20 protein-coding genes and 1 tRNA gene are annotated in these 18,290 nt (G+C 70.7%); 15 read left to right on the forward strand and 6 right to left on the reverse strand.

Annotated elements, in window-relative coordinates; genetic code table 11:
- Window positions 1-20 precede the first annotated feature (20 nt).
- Together JOD63_RS05195 and JOD63_RS05200 are read right to left on the reverse strand one after the other, a co-directional pair.
- Window positions 21-599, reverse strand: coding sequence for a hypothetical protein (locus tag JOD63_RS05195; protein ID WP_045274455.1), 579 nt, complete (start codon window positions 597-599; stop codon window positions 21-23).
- Window positions 600-641: 42 nt separating this feature from the next.
- Window positions 642-1,469, reverse strand: coding sequence for an inositol monophosphatase family protein (locus JOD63_RS05200; RefSeq protein ID WP_211088055.1), 828 nt, complete (start codon window positions 1,467-1,469; stop codon window positions 642-644).
- 93 nt (window positions 1,470-1,562) lie between these two features.
- Between JOD63_RS05200 and JOD63_RS05205 the strand changes: the two genes are divergently transcribed.
- Window positions 1,563-1,635, forward strand: a tRNA-Lys gene (locus JOD63_RS05205).
- Between the two features lie 75 nt (window positions 1,636-1,710).
- On the opposite strand, the gene JOD63_RS05210 is transcribed toward JOD63_RS05205, so the two are convergent.
- Both JOD63_RS05210 and JOD63_RS05215 read right to left on the reverse strand, forming a co-directional pair.
- Window positions 1,711-2,937, reverse strand: a complete 1,227-nt coding sequence (locus JOD63_RS05210; protein WP_045276315.1) for an MFS transporter — start codon at window positions 2,935-2,937, stop codon at window positions 1,711-1,713.
- Window positions 2,934-3,368, reverse strand: a complete 435-nt coding sequence (locus JOD63_RS05215) for a MarR family winged helix-turn-helix transcriptional regulator (protein WP_045276314.1) — start codon at window positions 3,366-3,368, stop codon at window positions 2,934-2,936. The genes JOD63_RS05210 and JOD63_RS05215 overlap by 4 nt, the downstream gene beginning before the upstream one ends.
- Before the next feature lie 189 nt (window positions 3,369-3,557).
- Between JOD63_RS05215 and JOD63_RS05220 the strand changes: the two genes are divergently transcribed.
- From JOD63_RS05220 to JOD63_RS05260, 9 genes are read left to right on the forward strand one after another with little or no spacing between them, the layout of a single operon-like run.
- Window positions 3,558-4,760, forward strand: coding sequence for a substrate-binding domain-containing protein (locus JOD63_RS05220; protein ID WP_045276345.1), 1,203 nt, complete (start codon window positions 3,558-3,560; stop codon window positions 4,758-4,760).
- Window positions 4,761-4,780: 20 nt separating this feature from the next.
- A complete protein-coding gene (locus tag JOD63_RS05225; protein WP_045276313.1) occupies window positions 4,781-5,581 on the forward strand; it encodes an ABC transporter ATP-binding protein in 801 nt (266 codons plus the stop codon).
- Window positions 5,578-6,294 carry an ABC transporter ATP-binding protein gene (locus JOD63_RS05230; RefSeq protein WP_045276312.1) on the forward strand — a complete coding sequence of 239 codons (717 nt, stop codon included), beginning with the start codon at window positions 5,578-5,580 and terminating at the stop codon, window positions 6,292-6,294. Before JOD63_RS05225 ends, JOD63_RS05230 begins: the two co-directional genes overlap by 4 nt.
- Window positions 6,291-7,166 (forward strand): branched-chain amino acid ABC transporter permease, encoded by an 876-nt coding sequence (locus JOD63_RS05235; protein WP_045276311.1) that lies wholly within the window; start codon window positions 6,291-6,293, stop codon window positions 7,164-7,166. Before JOD63_RS05230 ends, JOD63_RS05235 begins: the two co-directional genes overlap by 4 nt.
- Before the next feature lies 1 nt (window position 7,167).
- Entirely contained in the window at window positions 7,168-8,268 is a 1,101-nt protein-coding gene (locus JOD63_RS05240; protein ID WP_045276310.1) for a branched-chain amino acid ABC transporter permease, read from the forward strand.
- Window positions 8,265-9,782 carry a class I adenylate-forming enzyme family protein gene (locus tag JOD63_RS05245; RefSeq protein ID WP_045276309.1) on the forward strand — a complete coding sequence of 506 codons (1,518 nt, stop codon included), beginning with the start codon at window positions 8,265-8,267 and terminating at the stop codon, window positions 9,780-9,782. The genes JOD63_RS05240 and JOD63_RS05245 overlap by 4 nt, the downstream gene beginning before the upstream one ends.
- On the forward strand, window positions 9,779-10,456 hold the full coding sequence (locus JOD63_RS05250; protein WP_045276308.1) for a TetR/AcrR family transcriptional regulator: 678 nt from the start codon (window positions 9,779-9,781) through the stop codon (window positions 10,454-10,456). The genes JOD63_RS05245 and JOD63_RS05250 overlap by 4 nt, the downstream gene beginning before the upstream one ends.
- Window positions 10,453-11,205: a 3-hydroxybutyrate dehydrogenase gene (locus JOD63_RS05255; RefSeq protein WP_045276307.1), complete on the forward strand. Its 753-nt coding sequence runs from the start codon at window positions 10,453-10,455 to the stop codon at window positions 11,203-11,205. Before JOD63_RS05250 ends, JOD63_RS05255 begins: the two co-directional genes overlap by 4 nt.
- Window positions 11,202-12,110, forward strand: a complete 909-nt coding sequence (locus JOD63_RS05260) for an alpha/beta fold hydrolase (RefSeq protein WP_045276344.1) — start codon at window positions 11,202-11,204, stop codon at window positions 12,108-12,110. Before JOD63_RS05255 ends, JOD63_RS05260 begins: the two co-directional genes overlap by 4 nt.
- Before the next feature lie 36 nt (window positions 12,111-12,146).
- Here the strand turns inward: JOD63_RS05260 and JOD63_RS05265 are convergent, their stop codons facing one another.
- Window positions 12,147-12,935: an IclR family transcriptional regulator gene (locus tag JOD63_RS05265; RefSeq protein WP_045276306.1), complete on the reverse strand. Its 789-nt coding sequence runs from the start codon at window positions 12,933-12,935 to the stop codon at window positions 12,147-12,149.
- A 104-nt stretch (window positions 12,936-13,039) separates the two neighbouring features.
- Here JOD63_RS05265 and JOD63_RS05270 point away from each other — a divergent pair, with 104 nt between their 5' ends.
- From JOD63_RS05270 to JOD63_RS05280, 3 genes are read left to right on the forward strand one after another with little or no spacing between them, the layout of a single operon-like run.
- Window positions 13,040-13,828: a CoA transferase subunit A gene (locus JOD63_RS05270; RefSeq protein WP_045276305.1), complete on the forward strand. Its 789-nt coding sequence runs from the start codon at window positions 13,040-13,042 to the stop codon at window positions 13,826-13,828.
- A gap of 1 nt (window position 13,829) precedes the next feature.
- The gene (locus JOD63_RS05275; RefSeq protein WP_211088058.1) at window positions 13,830-14,486 is read left to right on the forward strand and encodes a 3-oxoacid CoA-transferase subunit B; all 657 of its coding nucleotides are present in this window, start codon (window positions 13,830-13,832) and stop codon (window positions 14,484-14,486) included.
- Window positions 14,483-15,667, forward strand: coding sequence for an acetyl-CoA C-acetyltransferase (locus tag JOD63_RS05280; RefSeq protein WP_045276304.1), 1,185 nt, complete (start codon window positions 14,483-14,485; stop codon window positions 15,665-15,667). The genes JOD63_RS05275 and JOD63_RS05280 overlap by 4 nt, the downstream gene beginning before the upstream one ends.
- Before the next feature lie 22 nt (window positions 15,668-15,689).
- Here JOD63_RS05280 and JOD63_RS05285 read toward each other — a convergent pair whose 3' ends face one another.
- Complete coding sequence (locus tag JOD63_RS05285) at window positions 15,690-15,944, reverse strand: hypothetical protein (protein WP_045276303.1); 255 nt, start codon at window positions 15,942-15,944, stop codon at window positions 15,690-15,692.
- An 81-nt stretch (window positions 15,945-16,025) separates the two neighbouring features.
- On the opposite strand from JOD63_RS05285, the gene JOD63_RS05290 reads away from it, so the two are divergent.
- Window positions 16,026-17,495, forward strand: coding sequence for an alpha,alpha-trehalose-phosphate synthase (UDP-forming) (locus JOD63_RS05290; RefSeq protein ID WP_169748413.1), 1,470 nt, complete (start codon window positions 16,026-16,028; stop codon window positions 17,493-17,495).
- 5 nt (window positions 17,496-17,500) lie between these two features.
- Window positions 17,501-18,289 carry a trehalose-phosphatase gene (otsB, locus tag JOD63_RS05295; RefSeq protein WP_045276341.1) on the forward strand — a complete coding sequence of 263 codons (789 nt, stop codon included), beginning with the start codon at window positions 17,501-17,503 and terminating at the stop codon, window positions 18,287-18,289.
- Window position 18,290: the final 1 nt, after the last annotated feature.

Here is an 18,290-nt window from a genome sequence, read left to right on the forward strand (position 1 = left end):
CAGGCAGGGTAGCCCGGCGGTCAGGCCTTGGGCCACTCGATGAGCAGCAGGCTCTGCTTCGTGTCGGCGAACTTCACCCAGCCGTCGCCGAAGAGATACGTCCAGCCGTACCCGTCCTCGTCGGGAGCGATCGCGGTGTCGGTGCTCTCGGTGACGATGAGCCCCTCGGGGCTCTCCTCGGCGCGCCAGCCGTTCGCGGCGAGTTCGTCCTGCGCGGCTGCCGCGGCGGTCTCGTCGATGGGAGCCCAGCCGAACTGCTGCACGTGGTCGCTCGCGACCTCGAGGTCGCCCCACTTGCACATGACGCCGCCGTCGACCTCGGTGGCGCCGATGCGGAACACGTCGGCCTGCGCGGTCCAGCCGATGTCGTCGAAGTTGGCGACGGCCGCGTCGCTGATGATCGTCTCGCACGTCGGATCGGCGTTCGCCGCCGGTTCGCCGGTCGGCTCCGCCGTCGGCTCCGCGGCGGGTGTGTCGACGGTGGGAGCGGTCGTCGGGGTCGACTCGGTCTCGGGGGCGGGCGAGGAGCACGCGCTCACGAGTGCGACGGTGCCGGCGAGGAGGAGTGCTGCGCCGATGCGGGTGAGGGGACGGTTCATAGCGGTCTTCCGGGTGGGGGGAGGGAAGTGCAGGGCGGGGGATCAGTCGGTGCGCAGGAGCGCGAGGTAGTCGTCGTGGAGGATGCCGTTGGTCGCGAGCGACGAGCGCGTCGAGATCGTGTCGACCCCGTCGATGTCGGTGAACCGACCGCCCGCCTCGCGCACGATCGGGACGAGGGCGGCGATGTCGTACTCCTTGACGCCGAACTCCGCCACGAACTCGAGACGACCTTCGGCGAGGAGCATGTACGGCCAGGCGTCGCCGTAGCCGCGGTCGCGCCAGACCGCGCGCGAGACGCGCAGCAGGTCGTCGACGCGGCCGACCATGTCCCACTGCTCGATGCTCTGGAAGCTGATGCTCGACGCGTCGAGGGTGTCGACGGCCGACACGGCGAGCCGGCGGCTGCCGCCCGACGGCGTGTTGGTCCAGGCGCCGAGTCCCTCGGCGGCCCACCAGCGGCGGCCGATGGCCGGCTGGCTTGCGACGCCGACGCGCGGCACGCCGTCGATCGACAGGGCGATCAGGGTCGTCCACATGGGGATGCCCTTGAGGTAGTTCGCGGTCCCGTCGATCGGGTCGATGATCCACTGCCGATTCGACTCGCCCGAAACTCCGAACTCCTCGCCGAAGACGCTGTCGTGCGGCCGCTCGGCTTCGAGGAGTGAGCGCAGAGCACGCTCGGTCGCGAGATCGGCCTCGGTCACGTGCGTCGCATCCGCCTTGGTGCTCACCTCGAGGTCGGCGGCGTCGAAGCGCGCCATCGCGGCCGCATCAGCGGCATCGGCGAGACGCAGGGCGAGTGCGAGATCGGCGGAGAGATCCTCCCCGAACGGCGCGTCGGACGGCGCGGGCGCGGTGGGGGAGGTCACGACACCAGGATATCCGGCGCACAGTGGCCTCGATTTCTCATTACCCAATCGTGATGGTAACGTTGATCCTCGTTCGCCACGGCGAATCGAAACGCACCTCTAGCTCAATCGGCAGAGCAACTGACTCTTAATCAGTGGGTTCAGGGTTCAAGTCCCTGGGGGTGCACTGCACCAGGAGAAGCGGTCCCGAGAGGGGCCGCTTCTCCTGTTTTCGCGGTGGTTCGGGCGGGGACGGTTGCCGTCAGGCGGCGTCTCCGACGAGGATCGCTGCGGCTTCGTCTGCGGCATCCGCGTCACGTGCATCGATCCGTGCGAGACGGCTGCGACCGATGACGAGCGTCGCGGCGGCGAGGATCACGGCGACGGCGGCGAACAGGTACGGGACCGTCGGGCCGAACGCGTGCCAGAGGAGCGCCGCGAGCGGGGGAGCGGCGGCTCCGCCGAGGAAGCGCACCGCCGAGTACGCCGAGGATGCCACCGCGCGCGGTTCGTCGGTAGCCTCCATGACCGACTCGGTCAGCACGGTGTTCATCACGCCGAGCAGCAGTCCGCCCACGACGATGAAGGCGACGAGCGCGGCAGGAGACCACACGAAGACGCCGGCGGCGATCAGGTCGGCCGCGAGCAGCGGCAGGACCGCGATCATCACGCCGGTGCGGGTGAAGCGGCGCAGGAGCAGTGGCGCCACCCACACGCTCGTGACGGCGAGCGCGACGCCCCATCCGAAGAACGTGAGGCCGATGCCGAGCGCGCCGAAGCCGAGGGGGAACGGCGAGAACGCCAGGAGCACGAAGAAGCCGATGTTGTAGAACAGCGCGGTGATCGCGAGGATCGCGAGCGTCGGGTGCCGCAGCGCACGCAGCGGCGCCGACAGCGGCGTGGGCGTGCGCTTCTCGTTCGGTGTGCGCAGCAGCACCAGCACCGCGACGAAGGCGATCGCCATGAGCGCGACGACGCCGAAGAAGGGGCCGCGCCAGCTCACCTCGCCGAGGATGCCGCCGAGCAGCGGGCCGATGGCGATGCCGAGTCCGAGCGCGGCCTCGTAGAGCACGATCGCCGCGCCGCTTCCGCCGCTCGCGGCGCCGACGATGGTCGCGAGCGCCGTCGAGATGAAGAGCGCGTTGCCGAGCCCCCACCCCGCGCGGAACCCGATGATCGCGTCGACCGAGCCGCTGAGCGCGCAGAGCAGGGCGAACACCACGATCAGCGCGAGTCCGATGAGCAGGGTGGCCTTCGCTCCGATGCGGCTCGAGATCCAGCTCGTGACGAGCATCGCGAGACCGGTCACGAGCAGGTAGCTCGTGAAGAGCAGCTCGGTCTGCACCGCGCTCGCCTCGAGCGACTCGGCGATCGCGGGCAGGATCGGGTCGACGAGACCGATCCCCATGAAGGCGACGACGCACGCGAAAGCGACGGCCCACACCTGCGAGGGTTGACGCCAGACGCTCGCACCCGTGGCCGCGCTCACTCGGCCACCTCCACGACGAGGGAGGTCTTGCGCGCGAGGACTCCGGCCGTGATGCGCAGCGCATCCCACTCAGTCGGTTCGAGGTCGTCGAAATGGGGCGAGAGCGCGGCGGTCAGTCGGAGCAGCCAGGTCTGCAGGGCCTCGAGGCCGAGGGGCGTCGCTGCGACCACGGAGGCGCGCGAGTCGGCGGCATCCGTCGCCTTCTCGACGAGCCCCGCCGCATGCATCTGCCGGACGAGGCGCGTCATGCCGGGCTGGGTCACCCGGCTGAGGCGCGCGAGCTCGCCGACGCGCAGCGCGCCGTGATCGCGGAGGATCGTGAGGGTGCGCCATTGCGCGGCGGGGGTGTCGCTCGTCGTCTCGAGCGCGGCGATGCGCGTGAGCGCGTGCGCGGCGACGATCAGGGTCTCGATGTCTTCGTCATGTGTCACGCGAAGAACATACCAGAGATATATATCATCGGTATCGAATCTGCCTCGATCGCGATTCGGTAACGAAACGCGTGTGCGACCGCGTCGACTTGACCAGACCGGCTCGGACTTCCTACATTGCAAATACCTGAATCAGATTTCAGGTTTTCCTTCCGGACACACGACCTTCCAATGGTGAAAGGCACGCGCATGCGGGTTACGAAGAAGTTGCTCCTGGGGTCCGTGGTCGCCACGGCCGCCCTCGTCCTGGCGGCGTGCGCGCCGCAGACCGACGCCCCGAGCGGGGGCGACTCCGGCGACGCCGGGCCCGCAGAGATCACTGTGGGAGTCGTCACGAGCGAGACGGGTCCGCTCGCCGGCTACGGCAAGCAGTACCTCGACGCCTTCCGGGCAGGCCTCGACTACGTCACCGACGGCACCGGCGAGGTGGGCGGAACCGCGATCACCGTCGAGTACCGCGATGACGCCGGCGACCCCGACAAGGCGGTCACCGTGGTCAAGGAGCTCATCGGCTCAGGCGTGAACATCATCGCCGGCACGGCATCGTCGGGCGTCGCGCTCGCCGTCGCCGAGCAGGCGGAGCAGAACGAGGTGCTCTACATCGCGGGCCCGGCGGCAGCCGACGCGATCACCGGCATTAACGACTACACGTTCCGCTCCGGACGCCAGAGTGCGCAGGACGTCGCTACCGCCGGAACCTTCCTCGACGACATCGAGGGCAAGAAGATCACCGTGTTCGCACAGGACACGGCGTTCGGACAGGGCAACGCCGCCGCCGTCGAGGCGATCCTCGGCGCGCAGGGCGCGACCGTCGACTCCGTGCTCGTCGCCGAAGACGTGACCGAGTTCACGCCGTTCGCGCAGCAGGTGCTCACCGGTGCCCCCGACCTGGTGTTCGTGGCGTGGGCCGGCGCGACCTCGGGAGCGATGTGGCAGGCGATGAGCCAGCAGGGCGTGCTCGACGCGATCCCCGTCGTCACCGGTCTCGGCGACGCCGCCACGTTCGGCGCCTACGGCGAGGCATCCGAGAAGATCGACTTCCTCAACCACTACTTCCCGGGCGCAGCCGACAACGAGGTGAACACCGCGATGATCGAGGCGATCGAGGCGGCTGGCGGCACGGCAGACCTGTTCAGCCCCGACGGCTTCAACGCGGCGATCATGATCGCCCACGCGGTCGAAGAGGGCCAGGGCGACGTCGATGCCATGGTCTCGGCCCTCGAGGGGTTCGAGTTCGAGGGTCCGAAGGGCACCATGACGGTGCGTGAAGGCGACCACGCGCTCCTGCAGGAGATGTACCAGGCGAAGCTCGTCGCCGACGGCGACTCGTTCGTGGCCGAGTTGGTCGACACCGTCGACGCCGACGCCGTCGCGCCGGCCGAGGCCCAGTGATCGGGCCGGTCTGACACACGATGAGCACCCCTCTCCCGTCCGCGCCCGAGGAACGGACCGCGCGCGGCGCGCGCCTGACGATCGACGGCCTCGGCCTGCGGATCGGCGGCGCGACCATCCTGAAGGACGTCGCCCTCGATGTCGCCGCGGGCTCGCTCGTGGGCGTCATCGGGCCGAACGGCGCCGGCAAGACCACGCTCTTCAACGCGGTCTCCGGGCTCGTCCGGCCGACGTCCGGGCGCATCGCCCTCGACGGACGCGACGTCACGACGGCGTCCGTGCCCGCACGGGCGCGGGCGGGACTGGGGCGCACCTTCCAGACCTCGAGCCTGTTCCCGCGCCTGAGCGTGCTCGAGAACGTCCGCCTGGCCGCACAGGTCGGCTACGGCGGCTCGGCGTCGCTGCTGCGGTTCCCCTCGCGGACGGATGCCGCCACCGAGGCGGCGCTCGCGCACCTCGACGCCGTGGGTCTCACCCACAAGGCGGCGACCGCCGCCGGCGACATCTCGCACGGCGACAAGCGCAAGCTCGAGATCGCGGTGCTGCTGGCGACGGATGCCCGCATCGTGCTCCTCGACGAGCCGATGGCGGGAGTCGCCTCCGGCGACGTCGCCGGCCTCGTCGAGAACATCCGCGCGATGCAGCGTGAGAAGGGATGCACCGTGCTCATGGTCGAGCACCACATCGACGTGCTCATGGGACTGGTCGAGAAGGTCGCCGTGATGTACTTCGGCAGCATCATCGCCTACGACACCCCGCAGCGCGTGATGGACGACCCGATCGTGCAGAGTGCGTACCTGGGCACCGGGACTGCGGCATGAGCGCGAAAGAGCCGATCCTGAGCATCGGCGGGCTCCGCTGCTCGATCGCAGGCCAGCAGGTGGTCGAAGACGTGACGTTCGATGTGCCCGCGACGGGCATCACCGCGGTACTCGGCCGCAACGGCGTGGGCAAGACCTCGACGCTGCGGGGCATCCTGGGCCTCATCGCGAGGCGGGGCGAAGTGATCTTCGCGGGCGAGCGTATCGATGCGCTTCCGACTCACCGCATCGTCCGCCGCGGTGTCGGCTACGTGCCCGAGGACCGGGAAGTGTTCGCGCGGCTCACCGTCGCCGAGAACCTCGCACTCGCCGAACGGCAGCGCAAACCGCGCCGTGACTTCGTCGATGCGCTCTTCCCCGACCTCGTGGCGCGCCGCGACCAGGCCGCCGGCACGCTTTCGGGCGGTCAGCAGCAGATGGTGTCGGTCGCGCGCGCCCTCCTCAACGACAACCGGCTGCTTCTGGTCGACGAGCCGACGAAGGGACTGGCGCCCAAGATCGTGACCGAAGTGGCCGATGCCCTCGCCGAGGCGTCGAAGACCGTGCCCATCCTGCTCGTGGAGCAGAACCTCGAGGTCGTGCGCCGCCTCGCCGACGAGGCGGTCGTGATCGGCGGCGGTCGCGTCGTGCACACCGGGAAGGCCGCCGACATCCTCGCCGACGACGATCTCACCCGGCGCCTCCTCGGCGTCCACGCGGAGGCCCACCGATGAGCACCCTCGTCCTCACCCTGATCATCGGCGTCGGTCTCGGCGCCCTGTACTTCCTCGTCGCGAGCGGCCTGAGCCTCATCTACGGGCTCATGCACGTGCTCAACTTCGCGCACGGCGCATTCCTCACCCTGAGCGCCTTCATCGGCTGGACTGTCGCGCAGGCGCTCGGCACCGACTCCTGGTGGTCGTTCCTGCTGTCGATCCTCGTCGGTGCGGCGGTGGGAGCGGTGTTCGCGACACTCACCGAGCTCGTCCTCATCCGGCCGCTGTACGAGCGGCACATCGAGCAGGTGCTCGTGACGGTCGGACTCTCGTTCGCCGCGGTCGCCCTGTTCGAGGGGATCTGGGGCACCGACCCCATCCACGTGTCGGGTCCGCAGTGGCTCACCCAGACGACCGATGTGCTGGGGGCGAACGTGCCCAACCGCTATTGGGTGCTCATCGTCGCCGCTGCGCTCGTGCTGATGGGGCTCGTGCTGTTCCTCCAGAAGACGCGCTACGGCATGATCATCCGTGCGGGGGTGGAGAACCGCGCGATGGTGACGGCGCTCGGCATCGACGTGCGACGCTCGTTCACCCTGGTTTTCGCGATCGGCGGGGCGGCCGCCGGCATCGGCGGGGTGCTCGCCATGCACGCCAGCACATACGTGTCGGCCCATCTCGGTGCCACCCTGCTGATCTTCGCGTTCATCGTGACCGTCGTCGGAGGCCTCGGCTCGCTCACGGGTGCGGCCATCGCCTCGGTGCTCGTCGCCGTGCTCCAGCAGGTGGCGAACACCTACCTCAACGGCACCGGCGACTTCATCGTCGTGATCCTCCTCGCCCTGGTGCTGCTGCTGCGGCCCTCCGGTCTCCTCGGGAAGAAGGCCTGACATGAAGCGCTTCGTCCCCGCCGGTCTCGGCATCGCCCTCGTGGTCTTCCTGGCGCTGCTGCCGATGCTGAACATCTCTCTTCCCGGCATCCTGCCGACGCCCACCTATCAGCCCGGCACCCTGGCACTGCTGTCGCTGTGCATGGTGTTCGCCGCGCTCGCGCTGTCGTACAACCTGCTGCTCGGCTCTGCCGGGATGCTCTCGTTCGGGCATGCGCTGTACTTCGGGGCGGGCGCCTACGGTCTCGGCATCGCGCTCGAGCACTTCGGGGTGCCGCTCTGGCCCGGTGTGCTCATCGCCCTCCTCGGCGGCATGGTCATCGCCGTCGTCACCGGCGCGGTGTCGATGCGCGTCTCGGGCATCCCGTTCGCGATGGTGACGCTCGCCTTCGCCCAGGCGGGCTCCGTGCTCGTCCGGCGCAACTCGCAGGTCACCGGCGGCGAGGAGGGGCTGAGCCTCGACACCTCGCAGGTGCCTGACGCGCTCGTCGGGGTCGTGAACACCCGCAACCTGTACTGGCTCACCCTCGCGGTGCTCGTCGTGGTCTACCTCGTCACCCTGTGGGTCGATCGGTCGCGCCTCGGCCACCTCGTCCGTGCGACGCGGGAGAACGAGCAGCGCGTGCAGGTGCTGGGGCTCCACCCGTACCGCGTGCGGCTGGTCGTCTTCGTGATCGCCGGCGTGCTCGCGAGCCTGGCAGGAATCGCGTACATGCTGCTGCAGTCCGGCACCGTGCCGCGCGCGGTATCGGCGGATCTCACGATCACCATCCTCGTGATGGTGGTGCTCGGTGGCGTCGGGTTCCGGTGGGGTGCCATCGTTGGCGGTGTGCTCTACACGCTCCTCGATCAGCGACTCACGGTGCTCGCGGGCTCCGAGGCCGTCGCCGGTCTTCCCGAGCTGCTCCGCGTGCCGCTGTCGGAGCCGCTCTTCATCCTCGGAGTGCTCTTCATCGTGGTGGTCATGTTCCTCCCCGGCGGCATCGCCGGGACCATCGACGCCTGGATGCGCCGCCGCCGCGGCGATCGCGCCCACGGGGCTCTGGATAGCCTCGACGACGTCGCCGTGCAGACGGATGCTCCGATCGAGGTGCGCACATGACGGCGGAGTTCGCCCTCGACGACGAGCCGCACACGGTCGGACGGTGGCTCACCGACCGGGCCGAGGGGAGCCCCGGGAGGATCGCGGTGGACGACCGCGGCGTCACCACCGACTACGCCGCGCTCGCGGCGCGGGCGGTCGAGCTCGCCGAGGGACTTCGCGCGGCGGGCTACGGCCCCGGCCACCGCATCGCCACGGTCTCGGGCAATTCCACCGACCACGTGGTGGCGTTCTTCGCGTGCGCGATGACAGGGGTCGCGTTCGTACCCCTGTCGTGGCGGCTCACGCCGCGCGAACTCGCCGACCTGCTCGTGCGAGCAGCTCCCGCCCTCGTACTCGTCGAGGACGACTACGCCGCGCTCGCCGGTGAGGCGCTGCCGGCCTGCAGCCCTGTCCCGACCGTGGCCGTCCTCGGCACGACGGGGGTCGAGGCATCCGTGCCGCGTGCGGCACAGCCGGTCGCCACCCGGCACGTGCGCGACGACGACCCGCTGCTGGTGATCTTCACATCGGGGAGCGAAGCGGCGCCGAAGGGCGTCGTGCTGACCCACGCGAACTGCTTCTGGAACAACCTCGCCCTCGCCCAGGCGCAGCCCCTCACCGCAGACGACGTGGTGCTGGCCATGCTGCCGCAGTTCCACGTCGCGGCCTGGAACTGCCAGCCGCTGCTCGCGTGGTGGACCGGCGCGGCCGTTGTGCTCGAGCGCACGTTCCAGCCCGAGCGCGCCCTGCAGCTCATCGAGGAGCGGGGCGTGACGGCGATGATGGGCGTGCCGACCCAGTACGCGCTGCTGGCCGCCGACCGGCGCTGGCCCGACGCCGACCTGGGTTCGCTCCGGGTCGCGCTCGTGGGCGGGGCCACCACCCCCGACGACGTGAGCGCGGCGTGGGAGCGGCGCGGCGTCGCCCTCACGCAGGGCTATGGGCTGACCGAGGCTGCGCCGAACGTGCTGTACCGCGGTCGTCCGTACCCGCACGTGACGACGGCGGTCGTGGAGCCCGATACGGGGCTGGCGCTCGAGGGGGAGGCGACGGGCGAGCTGTGGGTGCGGGGGCCGAGCGTGTTCGCCGGCTACCTCGGCGACGACGCCGCGACCGTGCGCGCGATGCGGGACGGGTGGCTGCGCACCGGTGACCTGGTGCACCGATCGGCCGACGGCCGGCACCGGGTGGTCGACCGGCTGAAGGACATCTTCATCTCGGGCGGCGAGAACGTCGCGCCCGCTGAGGTCGAGGCAGCACTCATGCTGCATCCGCTCATCGAGGCGGCCGCGGTCGTGGGCGCGCCCGACCCGGTCTGGGGCGAACGCGGCGTCGCCTTCGTCGTCGCCGCCCCGGGCGCACCGGTGTCGGTCGACGAGGTGCTGGCGCACGCGCGTCACAACCTCGCGGGGTACAAGGTGCCCGTGCACGTGGAGTTCGTCGAGGCGCTGCCGCGCTCGACGTTCGAGAAGCTCGCCCGATCGCGCCTGCGCGACCGGGCTCGCCGACTGAGGGAAGGGGTGACGGCATGAACGCCGAGGATCTGCTGGACGACGATGCCCCGCCGGTGTCGCCGGCGACAGGACGCCCACTCACCAAGCGCGGCGAGGCGACCCGCCGACGCCTGCTCGAGGCCGCCGAGGCGGTGTTCGCCGCCCAGGGCTACCACGAGGCATCCATCGTCAAGATCACCGAGGGTGCCGGCATCGGCCTCGGCACGTTCTACCTGTACTTCGACAGCAAGCAGTCGATCTTCGAGGCGCTCGTGCTCGACCTGAACCGTCGCGTCCGCCACTCGATGACCGAGGCGATGGTCGGCGCGGGGTCGCGGATCGAGGCCGAGCGCGCCGGATTCGCCGGCTTCTTCCGCTTCACCGCGCAGCATCCTGCGCTGTACCGCGTCGTGCGCGAGGCCGAGTTCGTCTCGCCCGAGGTCCTGCGGCTGCACTACACCCGCATCGTCGAGGGATACGAGGCCGGTCTCCGCTCCGCCCAGGACAGCGGCGACGTCGACCGGGCGCTCGACCCCGAGACGACCGCCTGGGCCCTCATGGGCATGGGTGAGCTCATCGGCATGCGGTTCCTCCTGTGGGAGCGCGGCGCCGACGGCCGGCCGCCCGCGCAGCTCGACCCGCGCGTGTTCGCGGGGATGACCCGCATCATCGACAACGCGCTCGCGCCGCGGGCCGAGGAGGACGACGCATGACCGATCAGGATCTCGCGGGGCGCCGTGCGCTCGTCACCGGCGGGGCGAGCGGCATCGGACGCGCCTGCGCTCACGAGTTCGCCGGTCGCGGCGCGCACGTGATCGTCGCGGACCTGAACGCGGATGCCGCGACCGCGGCGGCGTCCGAGATCGGCGGCGAGCCCTGGGTGGTCGACCTGTCCGACACCGCGGCGCTCGACGACCTCACGCTCGACGTCGACATCCTGGTCAACAATGCGGGCATCCAGCGCGTCGCGCCCATCCCCGAGTACGACCCCGACACCTTCCGGCTGCTGCTGCGGCTGATGCTCGAGTCGCCGTTCCTCCTCATCCGGGCCGCGCTGCCGAGCATGTACGAGCGCGGGTGGGGACGGGTCATCAACATCTCCAGTGCGCACGGGCTGCGTGCGAGCGCGTTCAAATCGGCCTACGTCGCGGCCAAGCACGGGCTCGAGGGACTCTCGAAGGTCACGGCGCTCGAGGGCGGCGCCCACGGGGTGACGAGCAACTGCATCAACCCCGCCTACGTGCGCACGCCGCTCGTTGAGAAGCAGATCGCCGATCAGGCGCTCGTGCACGGCATCCCCGAAGACGAGGTCGTCGAGAGGATCATGCTGACCGAGACGGCGGTGAAGCGCCTCGTCGAGGCCGACGAGGTCGCCTCGCTCGCCGGGTGGCTCGCCTCGGACAAGGCCGGCATGGTGACGGGGGCGTCCTACACGATGGACGGGGGATGGACCGCGCGATGACGACCCACGACTACCGCACGATCGATGTCGCCGTCGCGGGCGGCGACCTGCGGGTGGCGGTCTGGGATCCGACGGATGCCCGCACCGACGACGCCCTGCTCATCCACGGGGTCACCAGCTCGCACCTGGCCTGGCCGTTCGTGGTCGGCAGGCTCCCCGGCGTGCGGGCGATCGCGCCCGACCTGCGCGGGCGCGGGGCGAGCAGCGCGTTGGCGGGCCCCGCAGGGATGGCCGCGCACGCCGACGATCTGGCGGCCGCGCTCGACGCCCTCGGGATCGCGCGCGTCACCGTGGTCGGCCACTCCATGGGCGCGTTCGTCGCTGTGGTGTTCGCTCACCGGCACCCGGAGCGTGTGTCGCGGCTGGTGCTCGTCGACGGCGGTCTGCCCCTCGATGTGCCCCAGGGGGTCGACACCGATGCGCTGGTGGCGGGCATCCTGGGGCCGACCGCAGCGCGGCTGTCGATGCGGTTCGCGAACACGGGGGAGTACCTCGACTTCTGGCGAGCGCATCCGGCGTTCGCCGAGGCGTGGACGCCCGAGCTCGAGCGCTACCTCGCCTACGACCTCGTCGACGACGGTGCGGGGTCGCTCCGCCCGGCGACCAGCTACCGCACGACCGCGGAGGACACCGTCGACATGAACGCGGGCGCCGCGCTGCCGGAGGCGCTCGGAGCACTGGCGCATCCGACACGCCTGATGACTGTTCCGCGCGGGCTGCAGGACGAGCCTCCCGGACTGTACGCGCCGGCGCACCTCGAGCGCATGCTGGCCGCCCACCCGTCCGTCGTCCACCAGCGCGTCGACGGGCTCAACCACTACACGGTCGTGATGTCGGATGCCGGTGCCGACGTGGTGGCAGCCGTCGTGCGGGAAGAGCTCGATCGCGCCGCACTCCTCGCGTAGCCGGCGCATCCGACGCCGCTCCCGGGAGCCGGGGTTTCAACGTGCGGCGGCGATGCGGGTCGTCAACTGGTGGGCGTGAGCGAGCAGCGTGCGCCCGAGCTCGGGCAGACGGTCGGGGCCGAAGCGGAACTCCACGCCGGTGAGGCTCAGTGCCCACTGCGGGTGGCCTTCGCGGGTGAACACGGCGGCGCCCATTCCCCAGCTGCCCTCGACGATGAGGCCCGGGTTGGTGGCGTAGCCGCGCGCCTGGGTCTCGGCGAGTCGTCTGCGCAGTCGCGCCTCGCCGTGCGCGGCACCCCAGCGCTCGCCCAGCCCCGGGTGGCGGTCGAAGTAGGCGTCCACATCGTGGGGTGGCAGGAAGGCGAGGATCGCCAGCCCGGCGGACGCCACGCCGAGAGGGAAGCGCACCCCCTCGGACAGCACGAAGGAGCGGATGGGGAAGCTTCCCTCCTCGCGCAGGAGGCACACCGTCTCGTCACCGCGCCGCACCGAGAGGAACGCGCTCTCCTCGGTGCGCACGGCGAGTGAGCGGACGATGTCGCGCGCGATCGCCGTGATGTCGTAGCGGGACGCGGCCACTTGGCCGAGCAGATACAGCTCGGGCCCCGGCATCCACGTCGCCGTCTTCTCGTCGAGATCGACCAGCCCCTCCTGGCGGAGTGCGGTCAGGAGGCGGTGCACGGTGGGGCGCGTGAGATCCGACCGTCGTGCCGCCTCGGCGACGGTGAGCCCGCCGTCGCCCGCCGCGGTGACGAGCCGGAGCAGGAGCGCCGCGCGCGCCACCGACTGGGCCCCGGGAACGCTGCGCTTCGCGATGCTGTCCACGATATGGACGCTACGACGTCACTCATCCACATCGCAAGAGCGGACTGCGCGCCGACCCACGACCGGCGCAGGATGGACCTGAACACACGAGCGAAGGAGCATGCGTGATCGACAAGACCTGGGGGTCGGCAGCAGAGGCCGTCGCCGACATCCCCGACGGGGCATCGCTCGCGGTCGGCGGGTTCGGCCTGTCTGGCAACCCCATCGCCCTCATCGAGGCGCTGCTCGCTCAGGGCACTGCCGACCTCAGCGTCGTGAGCAACAACTGCGGCGTCGACGACTGGGGCCTCGGTGTGCTCCTCGGCGCCCGGCGCATCCGCAAGATGACCTCGTCGTACGTCGGCGAGAACAAGGAGTTCGAGCGGCAGTTCCTCTCGGGCGAACTCGAGCTCGAGCTCACCCCGCAGGGCACGCTCGCCGAGAAGCTGCGCGCCGGGGGCGCGGGGATCGCGGCCTTCTACACCCAGACGGGAGTGGGCACCCAGGTCGCCGAAGGCGGACTGCCGCGGCGCTACGCGCCCGACGGTACGGTCGCCGTCGCATCACCGGTGAAGGACGTCCGCAGCTTCGCGCCGACGGGCGAGCCGCGCGACTACGTGCTCGAAGAGGCGATCGTCACCGACTTCGCCCTCGTCCACGCCCTGCGCGGCGACCGCCACGGCAACCTCGTCTTCAACAAGGCGGCACGCAACTTCAACCCGCTCGCGGCCATGGCGGGGCGCATCTGCATCGCCCAGGTCGAGGAGCTCGTCGAACCCGGTGAGCTCGACCCCGACGGCATCCACCTGCCCGGAATCTACGTCCACCGTGTGGTGGAGGTCGGCACCGGCATCGAGAAGCGCATCGAGCGGCGCACCGTGCGTGCGGCGACGACGGACGGAAGCGAGGCCTGACATGGCGCTGGACCGCACGCAGATGGCCGAACGCGCGGCGCGCGAGCTCGCCGACGGCGCGTACGTCAACCTCGGCATCGGGCTGCCCACGCTCGTGCCCAATCATGTGCCCGACGGGGTGACCGTGGTGCTGCAGTCCGAGAACGGGATCCTCGGCGTCGGACCGTACCCGACCGAGGCGAATGTCGATCCCGACCTCATCAACGCCGGCAAGGAGACCGTCACCACGCTCGACGGCGCCGCGTACTTCGATTCGGCGACGAGCTTCGGCATGATCCGCGGCGGCAAGATCGACGCGGCGATCCTCGGTGCGATGCAGGTGTCGGCCGGGGGAGACCTCGCGAACTGGATGATCCCCGGCAAGATGGTGAAGGGGCCGGGTGGTGCGATGGACCTCGTGCACGGCGCCGCGAAGGTGATCGTGCTCATGGAGCACGTCGCGAAGGACGGCTCGGCGAAGATCGTCGACACCTGCTCGCTGCCGCTCACCGGACGCGGCGTGGTCGACCGCATCATCACCGACCTCGCGGTGATCGACGTCACCGCCGACGGCCTCGTCCTCGTCGAGGTGGCGCCCGGCGTCACCGTCGACGAGGTGGTCGCCGCAACCGAACCGCCGCTCATCGTGGCCGAAGAACTCAAGGGAACGACAGCATGAACTCCGACGACATCGTCATCGTCGCGGCGGCCCGCACGCCGCAGGGCAGGCTCAAGGGGCAGCTCGCCCCGCTCACCGCGGTGCAGCTCGGGAGCATCGCGATCCGCGGTGCGCTCGAGAAGGGCGGCATCCCCGCCGACGCCGTCGACGCGGTGCTCGTCGGCCAGGTGCTCGCCGCCGGCTCCGGACAGAACCCGGCGCGCCAGGCGGCCGTCGGTGCCGGCATCCCGTGGAGCGTGCACGCGGGATCCGTCAACAAGGTGTGCCTCTCCGGTCTCACTGCGATCATCGACGGCGCACGGATGCTGCGCACCGGCGACGCGACGGTCGTCGTCGCCGCCGGCATGGAGTCGATGACCCGGGCGCCGCACCTGCTCACCGGATCGCGTGCCGGCTGGACGTACGGCTCGGTCGAGGTGCTCGACCACATGGCCTACGACGGCCTGACCGACGCCTACGACGCCGAGTCGATGGGTGCGTCGACGGAGCGGCACAACGACCGCTTCGGCATCAGCCGCGCGGCGCAGGACGCTGTGGCGGCGAGGTCGCATCAGCGGGCTGCGGCCGCGCAGGAGGCCGGGGTGTTCGACGCCGAGATCGTACCCGTCGGGATCCCGCAGCGAAAAGGCGACCCGGTGGTCGTCACGGCCGACGAGGGAGTCCGCCCCGACACGACGGTGGACACGCTCGCGGCGCTCCGACCCGCATTCGCCGAGGGAGGGTCGATCACGGCCGGCAACTCGTCGCAGATCTCCGACGGCGCATCAGCGGTCGTGCTGACCACCCGCAGCCACGCCGATGAGAACGGCTGGCCTGTGCTGGCCGTCGTCGGCTCCTCCGGTCAGGTCGCCGGCCCCGACAACTCGCTCCACGCCCAGCCGGCGCGGGCCATCGAGAAGGCGCTAGCCAAGCAGGGGATCAGCGTGGACGCCCTCGACGTCGTCGAGATCAACGAGGCGTTCGGAGCCGTCGTCGCCCGCTCGCAGGCCGAGCTCGGACTCGACGACGACGTGGTCAATCCGCACGGCGGCGGAATCGCCATCGGCCACCCGATCGGCGCATCCGGAAACCGCCTCGTCGTGCACGCGGTGCACGAGCTCGTCCGCCGGGGCGGCGGCACGGCCGCCGTGGCGCTGTGCGGCGGGGGAGGTCAGGGCGACGCGCTCATCCTGACCCGCTGACCCGCGGGCGACGCATCCGTCTCTAACGGCGGATGCGTCGCTTCAGCAGCTTCTCCTCGCTCCCGTGGATGGGGGAGTCGGTGTCGATGACGCGTCCGCGCGAGGCGTTGCGCACGTCGACGATGGCGCCGATGGCGAGGGCGAGCGTGATGCCCCAGCTCAGCCAGCCGAGCGCGGCGCGCCACGTGAACGGCGCGTCGTCGCGGAGTCCGCGGAGAAGCGTCAGCCCTCCGGTGATCGCGGTGAGGATGCCGGTGCCGAAGACATACGAGCGCATTCGTCCACGCTAGCGCGGACGGCCGCGATTCGTCTCGCGCTAGCCTGGGGTTGCCTCGTCCCCGCCACCGTCAGGAGCCCCGTGACCCAGGCTGAACTCGTCGTCGTAGCGAATCGACTCCCTGTCGACAGGGTGGTCGGGCCGGAAGGCGAGCTTTCGTGGCGCCGGTCGCCCGGCGGCCTGGTCACCGCGCTCGAGCCCGTCATGCGTCGTGCGGACGGCGCGTGGGTCGGCTGGCCCGGCCAGGCCGACATCGACGTCGATCCGTTCGAGTTCGAGGGCACCTACCTCGTTCCGGTGCGCCTCAGCGCCGAAGAGGTCGAGCTCTACTACGAGGGCATGTCGAACGACACCTTCTGGCCGCTGTACCACGACGTCATCTCCGAGCCGCGCTATCGGCGCGTGTGGTGGGACGCGTACGTGAAGGTCAACCGCCGATTCGCCGAGGCCGCGGCCGCGGCGGCGGCACCGGGTGCCACGGTCTGGGTGCAGGACTACCAGCTGCAGCTCGTGCCGCAGATGCTCCGCGAGCGCCGGCCCGACCTGACGATCGGCTACTTCCACCACATTCCCTTCCCCGCATACGGCCTGTACTCGCAGCTGCCGTGGCGCCGTCAGGTGCTCGAGGGACTGCTCGGCGCCGACGTGATCGGGTTCCAGCGGGTGGCGGATGCCGGCAACTTCGCCCGCGCGGTGAGGCGCCAGCTGCGCTACCCGACCAAGGCCAGCGGGATCACCGTCCCGAACCCCGACGGCACCACCCGCAACGCCCTCGCCAAGGCGTTCCCGATCTCGATCGACACGGCGTCGTACGTCGAGCTCGCCGAGCGCGAAGACATCCGAGCCCGCGCCCAGGAGATCCGCGAGAGCCTCGGCAACCCGAAGAAGATCCTGCTCGGCGTCGACCGGCTCGACTACACCAAGGGCATCCGCCACCGCATGAAGGCGTTCGGCGAGCTGCTCGCCGACGGGCGCGTCGACGTGGAGGACGTCACGCTCGTGCAGGTCGCGAGCCCGAGCCGGGAGCGCGTCGACGCGTACATGCAGCTGCGCGACGAGATCGAGCTCACCGTCGGGCGGATCAACGGCGACCACGACACGATGGGGCACACCGCGATCCGCTACCTGCATCAGGCCTATCCGCGCGAGGAGATGGTCGCCCTCTTCCTCGCGGCCGACGTGATGCTCGTGACGGCCCTGCGCGACGGCATGAATCTCGTCGCCAAGGAGTACGTCGCCTCGCGCATCGACAACCGCGGCGTGCTGGTGCTGAGCGAGTTCGCGGGGGCGGCCGACGAGCTGCCGAGCGCGGTGCGCATCAACCCCCACGACATCGACGGCATGAAAGACGCCATCATGCGGGCCATCGAGATGCCCGCCGCCGAGCAGGGGCGCCGCATGCGGGCCCTGCGCAAGAAGGTGCGCGAGAACGACGTCGCGACGTGGTCGCAGTCGTTCCTGCGGGCGATGGACCACGCCCAGACTCTGAACCACGCCAAGAGCGTCAACACCGGCACCATCCGGATCATCCCGAGCGAGGAGCAGCCGTGACCGGCATCACCGAGACCGAGGCCATCGCACGCGTCGCGGACACCGGCATCCTCCTCGTCGCCCTCGACTTCGACGGCACGCTCTCGCCCCTCGTCGACGAGCCGATGCAGGCGCGGATGCTGCCGGAGGCGCGCACGGCGCTCGACGCCCTCCTCGCCGCGCCCGACACGATCGTCGCACTGGTGTCGGGCCGCAGCCTCGGCGACCTGCGCGTCATCGCCGAGCACGACGACGCCTCGCCGATCCTGCTCGCGGGCTCGCATGGCGCCGAATTCTGGATCCCGGGCGAAGGCGACGTCACGCACGCCGATGCCCCGGAGGACGCGCGCCTGCGCGACGAGCTGCGCGCCCACGCCGAGGCGGCGACGGCGCACCTCGACGGCGTCTGGATCGAGCCCAAGACCTTCGGGTTCGGCGTCCACACGCGCAAGCTCTCACCCGCCGATGCGGAGGAGGCGAACCGCCTCGTCGACACGCTCGTGGCCGCCGAGGCACCGCACTGGCGCCGCCGCACCGGCCACAACATCATCGAGTACGCGTTCCGCCACGAAGGCAAGGACTCGGCTGTGGCCGAGCTGCGCGAGCGGGTCGGTGCGACTGCCGTCCTGTTCGCCGGCGACGACGTCACCGACGAGGACGCGCTGCGCAGCCTCGGACCGGCTGATCTCGGCGTGCTCGTGGGCGACCGCGACAGCGCGGCGTCGGTCAAGGTGGCCGACATCGCCGCCCTCGCAGAACTCCTCGAGCGACTCGCCGGGGCGCGCTCGGCACGGGCGTCATCGGCGGGGGAGTGAC

Source organism: Microbacterium terrae, from assembly GCF_017831975.1.
GTDB classification, from domain to species: domain Bacteria; phylum Actinomycetota; class Actinomycetes; order Actinomycetales; family Microbacteriaceae; genus Microbacterium; species Microbacterium terrae.

Excerpts from the sequence above, each read along its gene's own strand:
- JOD63_RS05285 (WP_045276303.1), bottom strand. The coding sequence starts at position 15,944 with ATGCGCTCGTATGTCTTCGGCACCGGCATCCTCACCGCGATCACCGGA.
- JOD63_RS05250 (WP_045276308.1), top strand. The coding sequence starts at position 9,779 with ATGAACGCCGAGGATCTGCTGGACGACGATGCCCCGCCGGTGTCGCCG.
- JOD63_RS05230 (WP_045276312.1), top strand. The coding sequence starts at position 5,578 with ATGAGCGCGAAAGAGCCGATCCTGAGCATCGGCGGGCTCCGCTGCTCG.
- JOD63_RS05275 (WP_211088058.1), top strand. The coding sequence starts at position 13,830 with ATGGCGCTGGACCGCACGCAGATGGCCGAACGCGCGGCGCGCGAGCTC.
- JOD63_RS05280 (WP_045276304.1), top strand. The coding sequence starts at position 14,483 with ATGAACTCCGACGACATCGTCATCGTCGCGGCGGCCCGCACGCCGCAG.
- JOD63_RS05245 (WP_045276309.1), top strand. The coding sequence starts at position 8,265 with ATGACGGCGGAGTTCGCCCTCGACGACGAGCCGCACACGGTCGGACGG.
- JOD63_RS05220 (WP_045276345.1), top strand. The coding sequence starts at position 3,558 with ATGCGGGTTACGAAGAAGTTGCTCCTGGGGTCCGTGGTCGCCACGGCC.
- JOD63_RS05260 (WP_045276344.1), top strand. The coding sequence starts at position 11,202 with ATGACGACCCACGACTACCGCACGATCGATGTCGCCGTCGCGGGCGGC.
- JOD63_RS05225 (WP_045276313.1), top strand. The coding sequence starts at position 4,781 with ATGAGCACCCCTCTCCCGTCCGCGCCCGAGGAACGGACCGCGCGCGGC.
- JOD63_RS05255 (WP_045276307.1), top strand. The coding sequence starts at position 10,453 with ATGACCGATCAGGATCTCGCGGGGCGCCGTGCGCTCGTCACCGGCGGG.
- JOD63_RS05195 (WP_045274455.1), bottom strand. The coding sequence starts at position 599 with ATGAACCGTCCCCTCACCCGCATCGGCGCAGCACTCCTCCTCGCCGGC.
- JOD63_RS05240 (WP_045276310.1), top strand. The coding sequence starts at position 7,168 with ATGAAGCGCTTCGTCCCCGCCGGTCTCGGCATCGCCCTCGTGGTCTTC.
- JOD63_RS05235 (WP_045276311.1), top strand. The coding sequence starts at position 6,291 with ATGAGCACCCTCGTCCTCACCCTGATCATCGGCGTCGGTCTCGGCGCC.